The following is a 20,808-nucleotide window of genomic DNA, read 5'->3' on the forward strand; positions in this document are numbered from 1 at the left end:
GGATTCACCTAGTTTTGTACCGCCTGGTTAGTTTAGTCAATTGGACTAAACCGCTGTACCAGGAAAGTGGGCGATTATCGAACCCTGCATGTACACATCCCCTGTAGGAGAGAAACGCAGGCTGGATTACAAAATTGTAATTTTCCCGCCACCCCCCCGATAAGCACGGCTTTCTACAGTCCCTCGCCAAAGCTCGCCGACGAGGACCTGTTTCGTGCCTATCCCCCGCAAGACCGCCTTGCTCTGCCTGTTGCTGGCCGGCGCCGCCAGCGCCCAGGCCAGCCAGAGCCTGAGCCTGCCCCAGGCGCTTGATGCTGCTTTTGCCCGGAACCCGGAGTTGGCCGCGGCCGGCCGGGAAATCGGCATTGCCGACGGCGAGCGACGCCAGGCCGGGCTAATCCCCAACCCGGAGTTGTCCTGGGAGGTCGAGGACACCCGCCGCGACACCAGCACCACCACTGTCACCCTCAGCCAGCCGCTGGAGCTGGGCGGCAAACGCGGCGCACGCATCGCCGTGGCCGGTGCCGGCCAGGCCATCGCCCAGCTGGACCTGGAGCGCCAGCGCAACGGACTGCGCGCCGATGTGGTGCAGGCTTTCCATGCGGCCTTGCGCGCGCAGACCGCGCTGGAGCTGGCGCAGCAATCGCAGGCGTTGACCGAGCGTGGGCTGCGGGTGGTGCAGGGGCGGGTGACCGCCGGCCAGTCATCGCCCGTGGAGGCCACCCGGGCACAGGTGCAACTGGCCCAGGCCCAGGCCGAAGTGCGCCGCGCGCAAACCCAGCGCAGCGTGGCATACCAGGCCCTGGCACGGTTGACCGGCAGCCCGCTGGCAAGCTTCGACCAGTTGCAGGCAGCCAACCTGTCCCCTGGTGACGCGCCCAGCGCCGACGCCCTGCTCGACCAGGTCGAGCAGACGGCTGAATGGCGCCTGGCCGCCGCCCAGGTCGAGCGCGGCGAAGCGTCCCTCGGGTCGGAAAAAGCCCTGCGCATTCCCAACCTCACCGTCAGCCTTGGCAGCCAGTACAGCCGCGAAGACCGCGAGCGGGTCAATGTGGTGGGCCTGTCGATGCCCTTGCCGCTGTTCGACCGCAACCAGGGCAACGTGCTGGCCGCAGCCCGCCGGGCCGACCAGGCGCGTGACCTGCGCAACGCAGTAGAGCTGCGCTTGCGCAGTGAAACCCGGAGCGCTGTCAGCCAGTGGGCCACGGCCATGCAGGAGGTACAGGCCTATGACCGCACCATCCTGCCCTTTGCACAGCAGGCCGTGGACACCGCCACCCGCGGTTTCGAAATGGGCAAGTTCGCCTTCCTCGATGTACTTGATGCCCAGCGCACGCTGATCGAGGCACGCGGGCTGTACCTCGAGGCACTGGCCTCGGCGACCGACGCGCGGGCGCAGGTCGAACGGATCTATGGCGACCTCGATGGCCTGAGCAACAGATTGAACAGCAGGAGCAACGATGACTAATCCACGCAAGATAGCCCTTCTGGCTGCCGCTATTGCCGCGCTTGGCCTGGGTGGCCTGGCCTGGACCGACAACCTCGGCAAGGTGCCGGGCACTGAAGCCCGGCACGACGACCACGGTGAAGAGAGCCACGGCCATGGCGAGGAACAGGCCGGAGAAGGCCACGATGAAGAAGAGGGCAAGCTGCACTTGTCCACGGCCCAGATCGAGGCCGCCGGTGTGCAACTGGCCAACGCCGGCCCTCGTGAACTGGGCACTGCCATCAGTTTCCCGGGTGAAATCCGCTTCGACGAGGACCGCACCGCTCACGTTGTGCCACGCGTGCCTGGCGTGGTCGAGGCGGTACAAGCCGAGCTGGGCCAGACGGTCAGGCGTGGCCAGGTGCTGGCGGTGATCGCCAGTCAGCAGATTTCCGATTTGCGCAGCGAACAACAGGCTGCCCAGCGCCGCCTGGAACTGGCGCGCCTGACCTTCCGGCGCGAACAGCAGCTGTGGCAGGAGCGCATCAGCGCCGAGCAGGATTACCTGCAGGCCCGCCAGGCATTGCAGGAGGCCGAGATTGCCTTGGCCAACGCACGGCAGAAGGTCGCCGCCGTGGGCCCGGCCGGCACTGGCAACCGTTATGAACTGCGCGCGCCGTTCGATGCAGTGGTGGTGGAAAAGCACCTGACTGTGGGCGAGGTGGTCGATGAGACCAGCAACGCCTTCACCCTGTCTGACCTGAGCCGGGTCTGGGCCACCTTCGCCGTCGCCCCGCGCGACCTGGACAAGGTGGTCACCGGCCGCAATGTCACAGTCAGCGCGCCGGACCTGGGCGCCCAGGTCGAGGGCAAGGTCAACTACGTCGGCAGCCTGCTCGGCGAGCAGAACCGCGCCGCCACCGCTCGCGCCACGCTGGCCAACCCCAACGGCGCCTGGCGCCCCGGGCTGTTCGTCAATGTCGCGGTCAGTGTCGAGCGCTTCAATGCCGCCGTGGTGGTGCCGGAAAGCGCCCTGCAAACCTGGGAGGAGCAGATCGTGGTGTTTGCCCGCACCGAGGAAGGCTTCGAGGCCCGCCCGGTGAAAACCGGTCGCCGCGACGCCGGCCAGGTGGAAATCACCACCGGCCTTGACGCCGGAACCCAGGTGGCCGCTGCCGGCAGCTTTGTCCTCAAGTCCGAGCTGGGCAAGGGCTCGGCCGAGCACAGCCATTGATCACGGGGACGCCTGCATGTTCGAACGCCTGATCCAATTCGCCATCGAGCAGCGCCTGGTGGTGATGCTGGCCGTGGTCCTGATGGCCGCGGTGGGTATCCACAGCTACCAGAAACTGCCGATCGACGCTGTACCGGACATCACCAACGTCCAGGTGCAGATCAATACCGCCGCGCCTGGCTATTCACCGCTGGAGACCGAACAGCGCATCACCTTCGCCATCGAGACTGCCATGGCCGGCCTGCCCGGGCTCAAGCAGACCCGCTCGCTGTCGCGCTCGGGCCTGTCGCAGGTCACGGTCATTTTCGACGATGGCACCGATCTGTTCTTCGCCCGTCAGTTGGTCAACGAGCGCCTGCAAGTGGCGCGTGAGCAGTTGCCCGACGGCATCGAAGCGGGCATGGGGCCGATTTCCACCGGGTTGGGTGAAATCTTCCTGTGGACGGTGGAAGCCGAGCAGGGCGCGCTGAAGGAGGACGGCACGCCCTACACCCCGACCGACTTGCGGGTGATTCAGGACTGGATCATCAAGCCGCAGCTGCGCAATGTGCCCGGGGTGGCCGAGGTCAACAGCATCGGCGGCCATGCCAAGCAGTACCTGATAGCGCCGGAGCCCAAGCGACTGGCGGCCTACAAGCTCACCCTCAACGACCTGATCGCGGCGTTGGAACGCAACAACGCCAACGTTGGCGCCGGCTACATAGAGCGCAATGGCGAGCAGTTGCTGATCCGCGCGCCAGGCCAGGTGGCATCGGCCGAGGACATTGCCAATATCGTCATTTCCAGCGCCGATGGCACGCCGATTCGCGTCAGCCATGTTGCCCAGGTCGGCCTGGGCGAAGAGCTGCGCTCGGGCGCGGCCACCGAAAACGGCCGGGAGGTGGTGTTGGGCACGGTGTTCATGCTGATTGGCGAGAACAGCCGCACGGTCTCCCAGGCGGTCGCCGCCAAGCTGGTCGAAATCAACCGCAACTTGCCCAAGGGCGTGGTCGCGGTGACGGTGTACGACCGCACCAACCTGGTGGAAAAGGCCATTGCCACGGTGAAGAAGAACCTGGTCGAAGGCGCTATCCTGGTCATTGCCGTGTTGTTCCTGTTCCTGGGCAACATCCGCGCTGCGCTGATCACCGCCATGGTCATTCCGTTGTCGATGCTGTTCACCTTCACCGGCATGTTCAGCAACAAGGTCAGCGCCAACCTGATGAGCCTGGGGGCATTGGACTTCGGCATCATCGTCGACGGTGCGGTGGTGATCGTGGAGAACGCCATCCGCCGCCTGGCCCACGCCCAGCAACGCCATGGCCGCATGCTGACCCGCGTCGAGCGCTTCCATGAAGTGTTCGCTGCCGCCCGTGAGGCGCGTCGGCCGCTGATCTATGGCCAACTGATCATCATGGTGGTGTACCTGCCGATCTTTGCCCTGACTGGGGTGGAGGGCAAGATGTTCCATCCTATGGCCTTTACCGTGGTCATCGCACTGCTCGGTGCCATGATGCTCTCGGTTACCTTCGTGCCGGCGGCCATTGCCCTGTTCGTCACCGGCAAGGTCAAGGAAGAGGAAGGCCTGGTAATGCGTACGGCGCGTCAGCGCTATGCCCCGGTGCTGGCCTGGGTGCTGGGCCGGCGCAAGCTGGCGTTCACCGCCGCCGCCAGCCTGGTGTTGTTGTCCGGGGTAATGGCCAGCCGCATGGGCAGCGAGTTCATCCCCAGCCTCAGCGAAGGCGACTTCGCCCTGCAGGCCCTGCGCGTGCCAGGTACCAGCCTGTCGCAGTCGGTCGACATGCAGCAGCGCCTGGAACAGGCGATCATCGCCCAGGTGCCGGAAGTGGAGCGGGTGTTCGCCCGTACCGGCACCGCCGAAATCGCCTCCGACCCGATGCCGCCGAACATTTCCGACGCCTATGTGATGCTGCGCCCGCGTGAGCAATGGGACGACCCGGGCAAGCCGCGTGATGAGCTGATCGCCGAGGTACAACGTGCCGCCGCCAGCGTGCCAGGCAGCAACTACGAACTGTCGCAGCCGATCCAGCTGCGCTTCAACGAGCTGATATCCGGGGTGCGCAGCGATGTGGCGGTGAAGCTGTTCGGTGATGACATGGACGTGCTCAACCGCACTGCCGCGCAAATCGCCAGCAGCCTGCAAAGCGTGCCGGGCGCGTCCGAGGTAAAGGTCGAGCAGACCACTGGCCTGCCGGTGCTGACCATTGATATCGACCGCGACAAGGCGGCCCGACATGGCCTGAACGTGGGCGATGTGCAGGACGCCATTGCCATTGCTGTGGGTGGCCGCACGGCCGGCACGCTGTACGAAGGCGACCGCCGTTTCGACATGGTGGTGCGCCTGTCGGAAACCCTGCGCACCGATGTCGACGGGCTGGCCAGCCTGCTGATTCCGGTGCCGGCAAGCGCTGCTGCGGGTGCCGGGCAAATCGGCTTCATCCCGCTGTCGCAGGTAGCCACGCTGAACCTGCAGCTGGGGCCGAACCAGGTCAGCCGCGAAGATGGCAAGCGGGTGGTGGTGGTCAGTGCCAACGTGCGTGGGCGCGACCTGGGCTCGTTCGTCGAGGAGGCCGAGCAGACGCTGATCGAGCAGGTGCAGATACCGCCGGGTTACTGGACCCGCTGGGGTGGCCAGTTCGAGCAGCTGCAGTCGGCGGCCGAGCGCCTGCAGGTGGTGGTGCCGGTGGCCTTGCTTCTCGTCATGGCGCTGTTGCTGATGATGTTCAACAACCTCAGGGATGGCCTGCTGGTATTCACAGGCATACCGTTCGCCCTCACTGGCGGGGTGCTGGCGCTGTGGTTGCGGGATATTCCGTTGTCCATTTCCGCTGGGGTGGGTTTCATTGCCTTGTCGGGGGTGGCGGTGCTCAACGGGTTAGTGATGATTGCCTTCATCCGTAGCCTGCGGGAAGAGGGGCGCACGTTGCGGGCGGCGGTCGAGGAGGGTGCACTGACGCGCTTGCGACCGGTGCTGATGACGGCACTGGTGGCATCGCTGGGGTTCATCCCCATGGCTTTGGCTACCGGGACCGGGGCCGAGGTGCAGAGACCGCTGGCGACGGTGGTGATTGGCGGAATTCTGTCGTCTACCGCGCTGACCTTGCTGGTGTTGCCAGCGTTGTATCAATGGGCATATCGGCGCGAAGAGGTGCAGGAGGGTTGAGACCCCGGGGCCGCTTTGCGGCCCATCGCGACACAAGGCCGCTCCTACAGGTTTACGCGTTCCTCTGTAGGAGCGGCCTTGTGTCGCGATGGGCTGCAAAGCAGCCCCAAAATATCAAACAGTACGACGAGCCCCAGCCCTCGCATCGTTGCCCCCAGCCTCATCATGCAACGAAATCCGCGAAGTCTCCGGCAACGCCAACCCACCCACCAAGGCCACCAGTGCAATCACCACCAGGTAGAACGCCGGTGCCAGGCTGCTGCCGGTCTGCCCGATCAGCCAGGTCGCCACCAACGGCGCGGTGCCGCCAAACAGGGTATAGGCCACGTTGTAGGTAATCGCCGAAGCGGTATAGCGGGTGCGGGTAGGGAAGCTTTCCGACAGCAATGCTGCCGTGACCACACCACTACACAACGCCCCCACTGCCAGCAGGATCACCCCCAGCAACGCGCCGGACATCGAGCCGGAGCTGGCCAGCCAGTACGCCGGGAACACGCACAGCATCACCCACAGGCAGGTAAAGCCGATGGTCTTGCGCCGCCCTACGCGGTCCGAGAACGCCCCGGCCAGCGGGCAGCCGACCGCAGCGAACAACAGGGCCACAGTGGTCACCAGCAGCGCTTGCGCGCGGGTCAGGTGGCCAACCAGTTGCAGGTAGGTGGCGAAGTAGGTGGTGAACATATAGAACGACAGTGCGGTCAGCGAGATGAAGGCCCCCAGGTTGCGGATCGCCCGGCCATGGTTGCGCAGGGTTTCCTTGAGCGGCGAATGTTCATGCTCCTTGCCCTGGGCGATGGCTTCACGGAACGCCGGGGTTTCTTCCATGCGCCAGCGCAGGTACAGGCCCACCAGCCCCAGCGGTGCGGCAATCAGGAACGGGATGCGCCAGCCCCAGGCATTCATTGCTTCGGCCGACAGGCTGGCTTCCAGGCCATAGGCGATCACTGCCGCGCAGGCAAAGGCGGAAAAGGTCGACACCGGCACGAAGCTGCCATAGAAGGCGCGCTTGTCGTTGGGGGCGTGCTCCATCAGGTAGGCGCAGGCCCCGGCATACTCGCCACCGGCGGAAAAGCCCTGCAGGCAGCGCGCCAGGGTCAGCAGCGCGGGGGCTGCCAGGCCGATGCTGGCGTAGGTTGGCAGCAGGCCGATGAGGGTCGTGGAGCCGGCCATCAGCAGGATGGTCAGCGACAGGATACGCTTGCGCCCCAGGCGGTCACCCAGCGCGCCGAACACGATGCCGCCCAGGGGGCGCAGGGCGAAGGCCACGGCGAAAACCGCAAAGGTCTTGAGCAAGGCCACGCTGGCATTTTCGCTGGCGAAGAACTGGCTGGCGATCAGGGTAGCGAGAAAGCCGTAGACGGCGAAGTCGAACCATTCGACGAAATTGCCGATGGCCGAGGCGGCTATCACCCGGCGCAGGGTGGCGGGGGATACCTCGTGAGGTGCGGGCATGCGAGTGCTCTCCGGTTCCATTGGCAGGCATGATGAAAGTGGCGCGGTCGGGCCGCGCCATCATTGTTGTGCTTGCCAGTAGATCGCCGGGTGCTGCAGGGCGCTTTGTCGAGGGCGACCTCGGGATATCTGATTCAACCGTTGCCGCGATCTCCTGCAGGAGATCGCGGCAACGGTTGCAGTCGAACGGTATCAACAGCTGCTCGGCCATCACCAGCGCGCTGAAGGTATGGCAGTTGAATGCCGGCGGGGTGTCGAGGTAGATCCGCTCGTAGTCCTCGCCCAGTTCCACCAACAGCTTGGGGGTACCTGTAGGAGCAGGCGTGCCCGCGAAAGGGCCAGCACAGGCGAAACAAGGCGCTCAGGCAACAACTACCCGATTACGCCCCTCCTGCTTGGCCCGGTAAAGCGCCCGGTCAGCCTCGCTCAACGCGTCCCCCGGTTCGCTATCGGCCTCGCCATCCCAACGCGCCACCCCCAGCGATACCGTCACCGCTCCCACCGGCTCCACCGGCGTATCCTGCACCGTCACCCTCAGCCGCTCGGCTATCACCGCCGCAACCTCCAGGCTGGCTTCCGGCAGCAGCATCAGGAACTCCTCGCCGCCGGTGCGGCACAGCAGGTCACCCTCGCGACAGCAACGGCTCATCAGCTCCGCCAGCCGGCGCAGCACCTGGTCACCCATTTCATGCCCGTGGCTGTCATTTATCCGCTTGAAATGGTCGATATCCAGCACGATGACCGCAAATGCCCGGCCCTCGGCTTCCAGCAACGACAGGCTGAACTCCAGATTGCGGCGGTTGCCCAGGCCGGTCAGCGGGTCGGTCTGGGCGTCGCGGTTGAGCCGGCCGATGCGTTCATGCAGCAGGTTGAGCCCGAACAACAGCGCGCGCTTGAGCTCGGCCGCCTCGAAATACCAGGCCGGGACCCGACGCAGGCGTTCGGCGGTGCCGGCACGGTCCATCGAGCGGGCGCCGGCGGCCAGCTGCCACAAGGGCCGGGCGATGGTCATGGCCAGCCACCACAGCAGCAAGCTGCCCACCAGCGCCAACGGCGCGGAGGTGCCAACCACGTTGAGGATCAGGTGGCTCAGTGGCGCCACCGTCTGAGTCAGCGGCTGCTGTGCCACCACGCCCCAACCGGCGCTGGGTACGGTGGCGAACCCGGCGAGCATTTCCACGCCAAGGCTGTTGGTAACTTGCCGGGTACCACTGCCCAGGGTCGCCAGCTGGTCGATCAATGCGTTGCCTTCAACCACCGTGCCCACGCGCTGTCTGTCGGGGTGGTACAGCAGACGACGGTTGCGGTCGACCACGTACAGGTAAGAACCGTCCTTGTAGAAATGCTCGCCCAGCAGGCTGTTGAGGATATTGCGTTCACGCAAGTACAGGCTGCCGCTGACATATCCCAGGTAGCGGCCATTGCTGTCGAAAATGGGTTGCGACAGCGCCACCACCAGGTTGTTGGCCGCCGTCACGTAAGGCGTCGACACCAGTGGGTGGCGCGCGCGCAGTGCCTCTTGAACACCGGGCGACTGCATGTGTCTGCCGACCAGGTGCCGCAGCGGAGCGGGGGAAACCGCCAGCAGTACCCCGTTGGCATCGATCACGAACGTGGAGTTGAAGGCCATGCTCTGGTTCAGGACACGGTCGCTCTCCGCCTGCAGGGCGACGGCGTCACCCAGCTGTCGGCCTTGCACGTCAGCGCTGAACGACAGCTGCTGCAAAGCGTTGTCGATAAAGGTCTCGGTGATGGTAGCCAGCTTCATCGCATACACCCGGTTGGCTTCCAGGGCGTGGTCGATCAGCAGTTGGCGCTGCACCCGGTAGCTGGCGAAATAGCTGGCGCACAGCATGACCACGGCGGTAAGGGCGCACAGCACAAGAATGAGTGTGCGTAGATCCAGGCGCAATCCGTGCTTGGCGTGTGTCAATCCTGACCTCGGGTGATCGAAAAACAGCTACGAAATGGGAGCAACCTTACGCGTCATGGCTGCAGTGAGGAAACGTGTTCAGGAGCCTGCCTTTTCCAGTGCGTCCAGTTCGTCTTCCACCTGTTGCATGCGCTGTTCGACCAGGGCCTGCACCTTCACATCGCGGGCAGTTTCGCGCATCAGGTGGGTGACCTTTTCGCTCAGGCGCTTGCCGGCATCGGTATCTTCCAGGGCGCGAGCCTTGGCCGGGTCCTGGGTGGCCTCGACGATTGTGGCGAACTCGGCATCGCTGAAGTTCTTTTCGCTGTACAGCCGGAACAGGTCCTGGCGTTGGTCCTCGACGGTCAGGTGCTTGCGCAGCACGCCCTGGATGGTCGCCTGCGACAGCTGCGGGTGTGTGCGGCCGAGCAGCGCAGCCATGCGCTCGATGTTGTGCGTATAGGCATCCTGCAGCGGCAGCTGGGCCAGGATCTGTTCTTCACGGGAGGGCTTCTGGTCGCAGGCGGTGAGGGCGGCAGTCAGCAGCAGGGGCAACAGCAACTTCTGGAAGCAAGGCATGGTGTGGCCTGGTCGGGCATTGAGTGCTGCCGATTATACCGATGTCAGCCTGGCCACGACGACCCCTGTGATTTGCCCGGTCGGGCAGACCACGCACATGCAGCTGTTGCTGCGCTGACAGATCAGAAAGTGCCTACAAGGTGCTGTGCACGTAATCGACGCGTTCATTTCAAAACCTGCCCGGCTTACTTACCTTTCCGGTTGCACGGGTTTTTCAATGTACCCAAGGGAGATTCACGATGGCGCACATAGCCCAGTACAAACTCAAACTGCTGGACGAGTTCGAAGACCGCAGAGACGTGTGGACCTTCGGTGATTTCGAGAACAGGTTGATGGACTTGTGGCGCGGGGCGACGCGGCACGACGCCAAAGGCATCATCAATGCGGCGCACAAGGAAAGGCGCTGGCCCAGGACCGTGAAACGTTACCTGCTGACCAATTACAAGGTGTTTGGCAATGTCAGCTCGGAACTGGAGCAGACCTTTGCCGAGGTAGTGGTGGCGCTGAGTGCGCAGGAGCGGGCAGAGTGGGGATTGCAGCCTGTTGGCAGTACGGTTGCCTGATGGGTTTTCGGGGCCGCTGTGCGGCCCCGGGATCTATCAGTCCATGCGATACATCAGAGCCCACCCGACAATGGCCATTCCACCGCCAACCGTATCTGGTCCCCGTCCAGTTCTGCCTGCGCCTTGTTACCCCGATGCACGTTATGCCGCAGCGAAAAGGCGGTGCCCTTGGCTTTGCCACTCTGCACCACGTACCGTGCCTCGAGGTCGCGCTCCCAATGCTTGCCCCCCTTGCCATACCCCAGGTACGCATAGCCGCCCGCAGGGTCGACATGGGTGCCGTCGATACCGAACCCGCGCACGTATAATGCTGTCAGGTTCAACCCCGGCACACCGTAGGCGCCCATGTTCAGGTCATAGCGCGCCTGTCATGACTGCTCGTTCGGCGCGTTGAAATCCGACATCTGCACCGCGTTGGCAATGAAGATCGCCCCGCGTGTCACGTAGTCGAATGGCGTGTTGCCGTCCACCTGCTGCCAGCCCAGGCTGAAACCGTGCGGCCCGTGGTTGTAACGCGAGACCAGGCTCCAGGTAGTGTTGTCGATGCGCCCGGATAGCCCCTTGCCGGTGTCTGTGGTGCGGTACAGGTTGAGGTCGAGGCTGAGGTTGCGGCGCTCGTCCAGGGCGTGGCTGAGGGTACTGCCCAGGTAATGCTGGCTCCAGCTGTCCTGGTAGCGAGAGGTGTACAGGCTGCCGCTGAAGGCGGCGCCGGGGTTCCACACCAAGCCGGCCAGGTCGAAGCTGTTGCCCTGGCGTCCGTTGGAATAGTTCACCACGAAGCCTTGGTCGTGGCTGGATGCATTGCGGTCGGCGCTCTCGTTGAAGTGTCCGGCCACCAGCTTGAGATTCTCGAATTCGTTGCTGGCAAGGAAGAAACCGGTAGCGGTCTCGGGTAGCAGGCGGCTGTCGGAGGAGCTGAACACTGGTGTTTTGATCCGCTGCTCACCGTAGGACAGTACGGTATTGGACATGCGCAGTTTCAGTGCCGCGCCGGCACGGCTGTATTCGTTTTTCGGGTGCCCCTCGTTATCCACCGCGAGCAGGCGTGCCTTGCCCACGCGCCCGCCGCCGCTGTCGAGTTGCACGCCCAGGTAGGCGTGGGCATCGACCCCGACACCGATCAGCCCTTGGGTAAAGCCGGACTGGAAGGTGCCCATCAGGCCGTAGGCCCATTCCTCGGCCTTGCCGCTACGTTCATTGCGCGGCTTGTAGGCGTTGCGCGCTGCACTGTTGCGCCCACCATGCTGGTAGTCGCGCTGGTCGAATACGCTGCGGTTGAGCACGCTCCAGCGGCCATCTTCGACCAGGCCGTTGCTTTGCGACTGGGTGGAGTCGGCCAGCGCAGAGGGCGCGAGCAGGGCACTGGCGAGCAGCAGGACGACAGGGCGCGACATGGGCAGAACTTCCTGTTCAAGGGGCGCGAAAACGCAGGATGCGCGCGCCGTCGAAAGGGTCGATGAGGTAATGGGCGTGCACGCCGAAGGTATTCAGCAGGCGCTCGGGGGTGAGCACCTCGAGCGGTTTGCCGAGGGCGACCATGCGGCCCTGGTCGAGCACCGCGACGCGATCGCAGGTGAGCGCCTGGTTGAGGTCGTGCAGGGCCACCAGGGTGGTTACCGGCAGGGCCTGCACCTGTTGCAACAGGCTCAGCTGGTGCTGGATATCCAGGTGGTTGGTCGGCTCGTCCAGCAGCAGTACCTGCGGCCGCTGTGCCAGGGCACGGGCGATATGCACGCGCTGGCGCTCGCCACCGGACAGCGACCCCCACAGGCGTGTGCGCAGGTGCAGGGCGTCGAGGTCGGCCAGGGCCTGCTCGACGATCGCGCGGTCTTCCCGGGAGAACGGCGCCAGCGCCGACAGCCAGGGGGTACGGCCCAGGGCAACGGCATCGAACACGCTGATCGCATCGAGGGTTTCGGCCTGCTGTTCGACCAGCGCCAAGGTTTGGGCGACACGGCGGCGGGGCAACTGTGCCAGCGGCTCGCCCAGCAGTTGCACGCTACCGTTGCCTGGCTTGCGCAGCCCGGCAAGCACCTTCAGCAGCGAGGATTTGCCGGAGCCGTTGGGGCCGACGATGCCCAAGGTTTCCCCGGCGACAACGCTTAGTTCGATATCGCTGAGCACGGTATTGCCGGCCAGTTGCAGCCCGAGGCTCTGGCAACTCAAGGGGGCCATCTGTACAGCCGTCATGACCGTCATGGGCGCCCCCGGCGGCTGACCAGAATCAGCGCGAAGACCGGTGCTCCGAGCAGCGCGGTGACCACGCCAACGGGGATCACCTGGCCAGGGATCAAGGTGCGCGACAGAATGTCGGCGGCAATCAGGAACAGCGCCCCGCCCAGCGCACTGGCGGGCAGCAGGCGGCTGTGCCCGGGGCCGAGCAGCAGTCGCAGGGCATGGGGGATCACCAGCCCGACAAAGCCGATGGCACCGACGATGGACACCATCACGGCGGTCACCAGTGCCGCACAGCTGATCAGCAGCAACTGGGTACGCCGCACCGGGATGCCCAGCGACGCCGCCGAGTCGGCACCGAAGGTGAAGGCATCCAGTGCACGGCGATGCCACAGGCACACGACCAGTCCGAACAGCGCCACTGGCACGGCCAGCCATACCGAAGGCCAACGCACGCCACTGAGGTTGCCCAGCAGCCAGAACAGGATGCCTCGCGCCTGCTCGGCGGTGGCCGACTTGGTGATGAGGAAGGCGGTGAGGGCGTTGAACAGTTGCGAGCCGGCGATCCCGGCGAGGATCACCTGGGCGTTGTTGCTGCCTGGGCCCGCTGCGCGGGCCAGCACCAGCACCAGGACGAATGCTGCCAGGGCGCCGATGAAGGCACCACCGGACATGCTCAGCGCCAGGTTGCCGAGGCCCAGCAAACCGACCAGCACCGCACCGGTCGAGGCACCGGCAGACAGCCCCAGCAGGTAAGGCTCGGCCAACGGGTTGCGCAACAGTGCCTGGAGGATCACGCCGCAGGTGGCCAGGCCAGCGCCGCAAGCCGCGGCGACCAGGGTGCGGGTCAGGCGGTAGTTCCAGATGATGCCGGCGTCGATCGGGTCGACCGGGTAGCCGGCCTGCCACAGGTGGTTGGCCAGTACCTGGCCGACCATGCCGGGCGACAGGTTGGCTTCACCGATGGCGGTGCCGGCCAGCAGGGCCGCCAGGGCAACAGCGATGTAGGGTAACAGGCGCATCATCACTGGGCTGCTTTGCCGCTGGCAAAGGCGGCGGACAGCGTCTGCAGGCCGCTGAACAAGCGAATGCCGGCTTGCATGGCGTCGGCGTCGAGGATGATGATGCGGTCGTGCTTCACCGCGTCCATGTTGCGCGTTACCGGGTCGCTGCGCAGGAATGCCAGCTTCTTCCGGTAGTCGTCGGCGGGGTAGCGGCGGCGGTCCATGCGGGCGATGATCAGCCAGGTGGGGTTGGCCTTGGCCAGGGTTTCCCAGCCTACGGTCGGCCACTCTTCGCTGGACTCGACCACGTTGCGCACGCCGAGGGTGCGCAGCATGAAATCGGCGACCCCCTGACGGCCTGCCACATAGGGGTCGATGTGCAGGTCGGCGCTGGAGAACCAGAACAGCGCCGAGGTGGCGGACAGATCCTTGCCGGCCAGTTGCGCCTTGGCACTGTCCAGGCGGCCTTTGAGTTCGGCATTCAGAGCCGTACCACGGTCCTGTACGTCGAAGATTTCCGCCAGCTGGCTGACGTTCTTGTAGATGCTCTCGACCTGGAACGCCTGCAGGCGAGTACCGTCGGCGCCCACCAGGTTGTCCTTGCCTTCGCAGTCCGACGGCAGCAGGTAGGTGGGAATGCTCAGTTCATCGAACTGCTCGCGGGTGCCGACCGCCCCCTGAGCGCCGACCATCCATTCGAACTGCACTGTAACCAGTTGCGGGCGCTTGCCCACTACCGCCTCGAAGCTGGGCTCGTTGTCGGCCAGGCGCGGCACCTTGGCGTTCTGCACCTGGTACTCGGGCAGCACGTTGTTGAACCACAGCGAGGTGGCCGCCAGTTTGTCGCCCAGCCCCAGCGCGTAGAGCAACTCGGTACCGGCCTGGCCAATGGTGACCGTGCGCTCCGGCGCCTGCGCGAAGGTTTGCGGCTTGCCGCAGTTGTCGATCATCAGCGGGTAGTGGGTGGCAGCAGCCTGGGCCAGGCTGCTGAGGCCGAGGCCGGCAAGGAGGATGGTAAAACGGGGCAGCATGCTGGACGATCTCCTATCGGACAGTTCGGGTGAGGAACGCACGGACAGGCATCGCCAAGCCCCGCTGGTGGCAGGGGCAACACTGATGGCCAATCCCGGACACCCCGCCGGTTGGTGAATGTAGGCCGGCAGGTCTCCTGACTGGTGCGTCATGGCCTGGCTCCGGCCTTCCCGGGTTCGTGGCCCAGTGGCATCGATGGAGCAGGCTCGGCACCTACAGTTGCGGGGGCAGTTCCGTTTGGCCCGAATGGGCGGGCCTGGGATTCCCTATTGATTCCGTGATGGAAACCGGCGGCCGGCATGGTAGACCATCGCGCCGCCGGGTGAAAACGCTTTTCAGAAGTACTTCAACCAGGTGATGTCGCGCCGCCGGGCCTTCAGGCGGGCGAACCAGCGTACCGGCAGGTACAGCGAAACCGCCAGCAGCACCGCCCCCAGCCACACCGCGGTGATGTCGTCGAAGCCGAAGTAGTCGCCATGGTTGCGGCCGAACAGCGCCACGCTGGCCAGGTACAGCAGCTTCAGCACATACAGGTGCAGCAGGTAGAAGAACATCGGTGCCGCGCCGAATACCGCCAGGGCACTGATCCAGCGGGCCTGGCCGGTGCGTTCGAAGGCGCGCAGCAACAACAGGCCACAGCCCAGGGTCAGTGCCAGGAACAGCAGCGATGGCGGGTACTTGGTGATGTTGAAGAAACTCATCAGGGTTTGTGTGAGGGTTGGGTAAGCGCTCCACGGCGCCTCGCCGTAACCGTTGAACAGGCGCAGCACGACAAAGACCGACAGCGCGATCAGTCCGGCCAGCAGCAAGCGATGCTGGCGCTGGCCGGCCTCGCTGCCACGGGCGAACCACGGGCCAAGGCCGTAGCCCAGGGCGATGACACCGATCCACGGCAGCACCGGGTAGGAGGTGCGCAGGCGCAGGCTTTCGGAGTACTCCAGCCAGCCCCGGTCATGCAGGATCGCCCATGGCACGTGCAGGGCGGATTCGGTGCCGAAGTGCAAGCCGTCGAGCAGGTTGTGGCCAGCGATGATGATTGCGCCCAAGGCGACCAGGGGTGCGCGTGGCAACCAGACCAGCAGCGACAGGGCGATCATGCTTACGCCGATGGCCCAGATTACCTGCAGGTAGATGACACTGGGCGGCAGCTGGAAGGTCCAGGCGAAGTTGACCAGGGTGAACTCCAGCATCACCAGGAACAGCCCGCGCTTGAACAGGAACGCCGAGACGTCGCCGCGGCCCTGGTGTTTCTCGCCGTACAGCCAGGCCGAAAGGCCGGTCAGCATGACGAACACCGGCGCGCACAGGTGGGCCAGGGTGCGGCTGAGAAACAGCGACGGCTCGGTGGCATCGATGGCCATCGGGTCGCTGACCTGGCGGTGCAGGAAGAAGGTTTCGCGGACGTGGTCCAGGAGCATGAACAGGATCACCAGACCGCGCAGGGCGTCGATGCTCTGCAGGCGCTGGGTGAGCAGGGTGGGGGTGGCACTGGCGCTTGTCATGGGAGGTCGCTGATAGGAATGGATGTCAACTGAAACGTTATCTTATAACTAAAATGTGACGGGGCGGTAGGTGTTTTTGTGCTACCTGTGCCGGCCTCTTCGCGGGTAAACCCGCTCCTACAGGTACCTCACCGTATTCGAATTCTGTGATATCCCTGTGGGAGCGGGTTTACCCGCGAAGAGGCCGGTGCAGGCAGTTCAGATCAGAAACTGTAATCCACCGTCGCAAAGTACGACCGTGGCATCCCCATCAACCACTGCTGGCCACTGAACGCCGACTGCACATACTCACGGTCGAACAGGTTGTTCAACTGCAACCCCAGCCGCACATCCGGCGATACCTGCCAGCTGATGTTGGCATCGACCACGGTGTAGCCGGGGGCGCTCTGGGTGTTGGCGGTGTTGGCGTAGCGCTCATCCACATAGCGTGCGCCAAGGCCGGCCTCCACCTGCTGGCCGAAGCCTTTGCTCAGCCACAGGTTGGCGGTTCGCCGCGGGACATTGGCCGGGCGATTGCCCGCGCGGTCCTGAGCCACGCCGCCGACCATTTCGTCGAAGTCGTCATACCTGGCACGCACCACCGACGCGTTGGCCGACACCTGCCACTGGTGTGCCAGCGCCAGTTCCAGGGTCGCCTCCAGGCCGTCGGATGTCTGCTGGCCAGCTTGCTGCTTCTCATGGGTGACCGGATCATCCACCAGCAGCTTCTTCTTGACGATGTGGTAGGCCGCCAATGTCCATTCGCCACGCCCCTCCCAGAAGCGCTGCTTGAGGCCCAGTTCGGTCTGCCTGGCTTCGGTCAGGTCGTAGTGCATCTGGTTGGCGCTGAGGCTGATGAGGTTGTTGACCCCGTCCTCGCTGGTGGAGTACTGGCCATACAGCGACAGGTCGTCGCTGACCGCAAACACCAGCCCGGCACGCCAGTTGCCACCTTGCAGGCTGCGGTCGCTGTGGCTGTCGGTGGTCAGTTTCTCCTGAGCGATGTGGTTCTGGTCGCGGCGCACGCCGGTGACCAGCGACAGGCGATCGCTCAGCTGCAGGTGGTTTTCGGCGAACAGGGCAAAGGTGTGGGTGCTGGACAAGGTTTGCGGGCGCAACGGCGAGGCGCTGTGGAACCAGCCTGGTAGTGGCTGCCACGGGTCGACGTAGTCCCCGCCCACATCGTTGTAGGGCGCGTTGCTGTCGACGTTGAAGCGGACCTTGTTGTACTCGGCACCTGCCACGGTCTTGCTGGCCAGGCCGAACAGCGTGTGGTCGAGGGTGAATGTCTGGCGGTCGCCGAACTGTTCCTGGTTGTGCTTGATCTCCAGGTAGCTGCCGCGCAGCAGCTGCTGGCGCTCGGCGTCCCAGCTGTAGTCCTCGGCGTTGCGCCAGTGACGGCGGCTTTTGATGTAGTACAGCTGGTTGCTGGCACTGAGGTGGTCGTTCAACGTCCAGTCAGTGTTCAGGCGGGTCCATTCATCGACGTAGTGCTGCACGTCGTTCTGCACGTTGTAGTTCTTGTTGCGCAGGCTGCTGCGGTAGTGGCCGCCGATCAGCGGGGTGCCGTAGTAGTTGGCAGGCTCCGCATCGCCGCGGTCGTGGGCGAGGGTGAAACTGAGGTCGTCGCTGGCATCGAAGCGCAGCGCGGCGCTCAGGGCCAGGCTGCGCGAAGTGGTGCGGTCGACCCAACCGTTACCGGCTTGCTGGTTCAGGGCCAGGCGGTAGCTCAGGCGCTCGCCGAGGCTGCCGCCGCTGTCCAGGCCGAGCTGCTGGCGGTCCCACGAACCGTACCCCAGGCGCAGGTGGTTGCGTACCTCGCCGGCAAACGGCTTTTTCGGGATCACGTTGACCACCGCACCGGTAGCACCCTCGCCGTACAGCACCGAGGCCGGGCCGCGAATCACATCGATGCGCTCGACCATCCATGGGTCCACCGGGAACGTCTGGGTGCCGGCACCGGTGTACAGACGTGCGCTGTCGAACAGGGTCATCACCGAGCTGTGCCCGGTAAAACCTCGGGCAGAAAGGCCTGTGCCGCCGTCGCCAGGGGAGCCGACGTAGCTGATGCCAGGTGAGCGGGTCACCGCGTCCTGCACGGTGAGGTTGTTGCGCTGCTGGATCTGCTCGGCGCTGATGCTGCTGGTGCTGGCCGGTGTTTCCAGGGCGCTGAGCCCCAGGCGTGAGCCCGCCTGGGTCGGGGTGGCCAGGTCTACGGCTTGGCTGTCGAGGGTGTCGGTGATGGCCGTGGTGGGCAGGGCCAGGGGCTGTCTGCCGAGGTCATCGGCCAGGGCCGGCAAGGAAACGGCCAGGCAGGCCGCCAGGGGGTGAAGCTTTAACATACGGGACATGTCGTTCCACTACTGCAGGAATGAATGGATCCCGGTGGAAAACACGCAAAGGCGCACCGTGCCCGCAAGCGTACGCACGGATACCGGCCTGCGCCCGCCCACCGCGGGTTGCCAAGTGAAGCTTCAGGCCGGTCTCCGGGCTTGCGAGGGGCGTGAAACCTTCACCTTCCCATGCACGTGCACAGTGGTATCTCGAAGGGTTCGCTCGCTTACCGTTGCGGGGGCAGCGCCGGACTTGTCGTGTTCAACACGACGCACCGGCTTCCCGTTTCACCCTGCGCGCGGCGGCGCAGGGCACCTGAAACTGGCGGGCATCTGACCATTGAAACGCGGGGGCGTCAAATATGTCGGGAAGGTTGGGTTGATCGCCAGACCTGCCTGTAGAAATCAGCGCCCGCGCCGACGCGACACCCGCGCCTCGATATTCTTGCGCCCGATCAGCAGCTGCGGCTTCTCCACCACCGGCTCATCCGCCAGCCACTTGTACATCACCAGGCAGTCCACCAGCCCCAGGCGGGCATGGCGATAGGCCTTGGGCAAGCGGCCAACGGTTTCGAAGCCCAGCTTGTGCCAGAGCGCCACCGCCACCTCGTTGGTGGCCACCACCGAGTTGAACTGCAGGGCCAGAAAGCCCTCCTGGCGCGCCAGTTTCTGCGAGTGCTCGCACATCAACCGCGCCACGCCCCGGCCGCGTGCAGCCTCACAGACCATGTAGCCACAATTGCCAACGTGCCCGCCCGGCCCGGCGGCATTGGCCTTGAGGTAGTACGAACCCAGCAGCTCGCCGTCTGCCTCGGCAACCATCGTGCGCATGGGCAGCTCCAGCCACAGTTGGCGGGCCTGATCGAAGCTCAGGGCCGGGTCGAATGCGTAGGTTTCACGGGCCTGGACAACGGCCTGGAAGGTGGGCCAGAAACGTTCGAAGTCTTCCGGCATCATGGGGCGGATGTGGATCATGCGGATTCCTGCAAGGGCTGGGCTGCCCAGTCTGGGTGGCGCGGCGCCGTCGCGCAAGGGCGACGACGCCAATTGCGCTCAGTCGTTGGCCTTGCCCACCGCATCCATGACCCGTGCCGAGTAGACCAGCGCGGCTCCGGCGTTCATTGCCACGGCCACGCCGAGAGCCTCGGCGATTTCCTCGCGGCTGGCACCGTGCTTGACGGCTTGCTGCGAGTGCACGGCGATACAGCCGTCGCAGCGGGTGGTCACGGCCACGGCGAGGGAGATCAGCTCGCGGGTCTTGGCATCGAGGTGGTTGGTCCTGGCCCCAGCGCCGCTGGCAGTCATGTAGCCGGCCACGGTATCAGGGGAAAGCTGCTTGAGATCGCCGATGCCGGCCATCAACTGCTTACGGTAGGCGTCCCAGTCCATCATGCTCATCGTCTTCACCTTGGGGAGGTTGCGAGTGGAGCTTTCAGGCTAGTCGAAGAGCGGGAAACGTGAGACTTGTACTTTGGTTGGTTGCGCGCAGGCCCTTTGGCTGCGCGCTCCCACACCGATCAGATGTAGATGAACACCAGCACCAACGCCGCGACGAATGCCCACTTCTCCAGGTAGTAGCGCGTGCGGTTGCGCTTCTTCAACGCCTTGCCACGTTCGCGGATCTTGTAGATGCGGGTGAACAGCCGGTTGATGCCACCGGTCTTGTCGCCGGCGTCGTTGGGGGCGGCGGCAGCGGCCATGACCTTGCGGCTGAACCAGCGGTTGAACGCGGTTGCCCAGCGGTACTTGAGCGGGCGTTCCACGTCGCAGAACAGGATGATGCGGTTGTGCTCGGTGGTGTTGGCCGCGTAGTGGATGTAGGTCTCGTCGAAGACCACGCCCTCGCCATCGCGCCATGAATACTTCTCACCGTCCACGTCGATGTAGCAACCGTCGTCGTTCGGCGTGTCCAGGCCCAGGTGGTAGCGGTACGAGCCGGCATACGGGTCACGGTGGCGCACCAGCTTGGCGCCCGGCGGCAGGGTGGCGAACATGGCGGCCTTGACCGTGCTGATGCCTTTGAGCAACTCGGTGGTGCGTGGGCACAGGGTCATTGCCGACGGGTGGCTTTCGCCGTACCACTTCAGGTAGAAGCGCTTCCAGCCGGTCTTGAAGAATGAGTTGAAACCGACATCATCGTAATTGTCGGATTTCTTGATTTCGCCCACATGCAGCAGCTGGCGGGCCTCCTCGCGGATCTCCTGCCAGTGGTCCTGCAGCGTCTGCAGCTCGGGGAAGGCCTCTACCGGCAGGTAAGGCTTGGCCGGATGCCTGGAAAACAGGTACAGGAAGCTGTTGACCGGTGCCAGGAAGCTGGAGTGGTCGCCCAGCTGACGGGTCAGCTTGTGGCGAACCCGACCGCGCAGGTGAACATAGGCGATCGAGAAGGCGAAGATGAGTACGAGTGCAATTTTCATGGACGTTTACTTGTCGAAAAATGGCCATGCGCCATGG

The 20,808-nt window shown here is 64.7% G+C and carries 15 protein-coding genes, 2 pseudogenes and 2 riboswitches; of the genes and pseudogenes, 4 read left to right on the plus strand and 13 right to left on the minus strand.

Annotation, left to right across the window (positions count from 1 at the left end; translation table 11 throughout):
• The first annotated feature begins 214 nt into the window (after positions 1-214).
• From CAY82_RS10950 to CAY82_RS10960, 3 genes are read left to right on the plus strand one after another with little or no spacing between them, the layout of a single operon-like run.
• A complete protein-coding gene (locus CAY82_RS10950) occupies positions 215-1,468 on the plus strand; it encodes a TolC family protein (RefSeq protein ID WP_087501203.1) in 1,254 nt (417 codons plus the stop codon).
• Positions 1,461-2,660 (plus strand): efflux RND transporter periplasmic adaptor subunit, encoded by a 1,200-nt coding sequence (locus tag CAY82_RS10955; protein WP_087501204.1) that lies wholly within the window; start codon positions 1,461-1,463, stop codon positions 2,658-2,660. Before CAY82_RS10950 ends, CAY82_RS10955 begins: the two co-directional genes overlap by 8 nt.
• Before the next feature lie 16 nt (positions 2,661-2,676).
• Entirely contained in the window at positions 2,677-5,823 is a 3,147-nt protein-coding gene (locus tag CAY82_RS10960; protein WP_087501205.1) for an efflux RND transporter permease subunit, read from the plus strand.
• A 114-nt stretch (positions 5,824-5,937) separates the two neighbouring features.
• On the opposite strand, the gene CAY82_RS10965 is transcribed toward CAY82_RS10960, so the two are convergent.
• From CAY82_RS10965 to CAY82_RS10975, 4 genes and pseudogenes are all read right to left on the minus strand, one after another.
• Positions 5,938-7,275, minus strand: a complete 1,338-nt coding sequence (locus CAY82_RS10965; RefSeq protein ID WP_087501206.1) for an MFS transporter — start codon at positions 7,273-7,275, stop codon at positions 5,938-5,940.
• A 175-nt stretch (positions 7,276-7,450) separates the two neighbouring features.
• Positions 7,451-7,576 (minus strand): annotated as a pseudogene (locus tag CAY82_RS27050) (ParA family protein); the annotation flags it as partial.
• Between the two features lie 60 nt (positions 7,577-7,636).
• Entirely contained in the window at positions 7,637-9,208 is a 1,572-nt protein-coding gene (locus CAY82_RS10970) for a sensor domain-containing diguanylate cyclase (RefSeq protein WP_087501207.1), read from the minus strand.
• A 78-nt stretch (positions 9,209-9,286) separates the two neighbouring features.
• Positions 9,287-9,766 (minus strand): hypothetical protein, encoded by a 480-nt coding sequence (locus CAY82_RS10975; protein WP_087501208.1) that lies wholly within the window; start codon positions 9,764-9,766, stop codon positions 9,287-9,289.
• 239 nt (positions 9,767-10,005) lie between these two features.
• Between CAY82_RS10975 and CAY82_RS10980 the strand changes: the two genes are divergently transcribed.
• On the plus strand, positions 10,006-10,329 hold the full coding sequence (locus CAY82_RS10980) for a hypothetical protein (protein ID WP_087501209.1): 324 nt from the start codon (positions 10,006-10,008) through the stop codon (positions 10,327-10,329).
• A gap of 53 nt (positions 10,330-10,382) precedes the next feature.
• Here CAY82_RS10980 and CAY82_RS10985 read toward each other — a convergent pair.
• From CAY82_RS10985 to lpxO, 9 genes and pseudogenes are all read right to left on the minus strand, one after another.
• Positions 10,383-11,723: pseudogene (locus tag CAY82_RS10985) on the minus strand (OprD family porin).
• A gap of 16 nt (positions 11,724-11,739) precedes the next feature.
• A complete protein-coding gene (locus CAY82_RS10990) occupies positions 11,740-12,528 on the minus strand; it encodes an ABC transporter ATP-binding protein (RefSeq protein WP_087501210.1) in 789 nt (262 codons plus the stop codon).
• Positions 12,525-13,529 (minus strand): iron ABC transporter permease, encoded by a 1,005-nt coding sequence (locus tag CAY82_RS10995; RefSeq protein WP_087501211.1) that lies wholly within the window; start codon positions 13,527-13,529, stop codon positions 12,525-12,527. Before CAY82_RS10995 ends, CAY82_RS10990 begins: the two co-directional genes overlap by 4 nt.
• Complete coding sequence (locus CAY82_RS11000; protein ID WP_087501212.1) at positions 13,529-14,539, minus strand: ABC transporter substrate-binding protein; 1,011 nt, start codon at positions 14,537-14,539, stop codon at positions 13,529-13,531. Before CAY82_RS11000 ends, CAY82_RS10995 begins: the two co-directional genes overlap by 1 nt.
• A 109-nt stretch (positions 14,540-14,648) precedes the next feature.
• Positions 14,649-14,847, minus strand: a riboswitch (cobalamin riboswitch).
• Between the two features lie 28 nt (positions 14,848-14,875).
• Positions 14,876-16,042, minus strand: a complete 1,167-nt coding sequence (locus CAY82_RS11005; RefSeq protein ID WP_087501213.1) for a DUF1624 domain-containing protein — start codon at positions 16,040-16,042, stop codon at positions 14,876-14,878.
• A gap of 203 nt (positions 16,043-16,245) precedes the next feature.
• Positions 16,246-18,372, minus strand: coding sequence for a TonB-dependent siderophore receptor (locus CAY82_RS11010; protein ID WP_087501214.1), 2,127 nt, complete (start codon positions 18,370-18,372; stop codon positions 16,246-16,248).
• A 108-nt stretch (positions 18,373-18,480) separates the two neighbouring features.
• Positions 18,481-18,689, minus strand: a riboswitch (cobalamin riboswitch).
• A 70-nt stretch (positions 18,690-18,759) separates the two neighbouring features.
• On the minus strand, positions 18,760-19,329 hold the full coding sequence (locus CAY82_RS11015; RefSeq protein ID WP_087501215.1) for a GNAT family N-acetyltransferase: 570 nt from the start codon (positions 19,327-19,329) through the stop codon (positions 18,760-18,762).
• 78 nt (positions 19,330-19,407) lie between these two features.
• Positions 19,408-19,752 carry a carboxymuconolactone decarboxylase family protein gene (locus CAY82_RS11020; protein WP_087501216.1) on the minus strand — a complete coding sequence of 115 codons (345 nt, stop codon included), beginning with the start codon at positions 19,750-19,752 and terminating at the stop codon, positions 19,408-19,410.
• A 119-nt stretch (positions 19,753-19,871) separates the two neighbouring features.
• Complete coding sequence (lpxO, locus tag CAY82_RS11025) at positions 19,872-20,771, minus strand: lipid A hydroxylase LpxO (protein ID WP_087501217.1); 900 nt, start codon at positions 20,769-20,771, stop codon at positions 19,872-19,874.
• Positions 20,772-20,808: the final 37 nt, after the last annotated feature.

Source organism: Pseudomonas sp. SID14000, from assembly GCF_002165135.1.
Taxonomy (GTDB): Bacteria; Pseudomonadota; Gammaproteobacteria; order Pseudomonadales; family Pseudomonadaceae; genus Aquipseudomonas.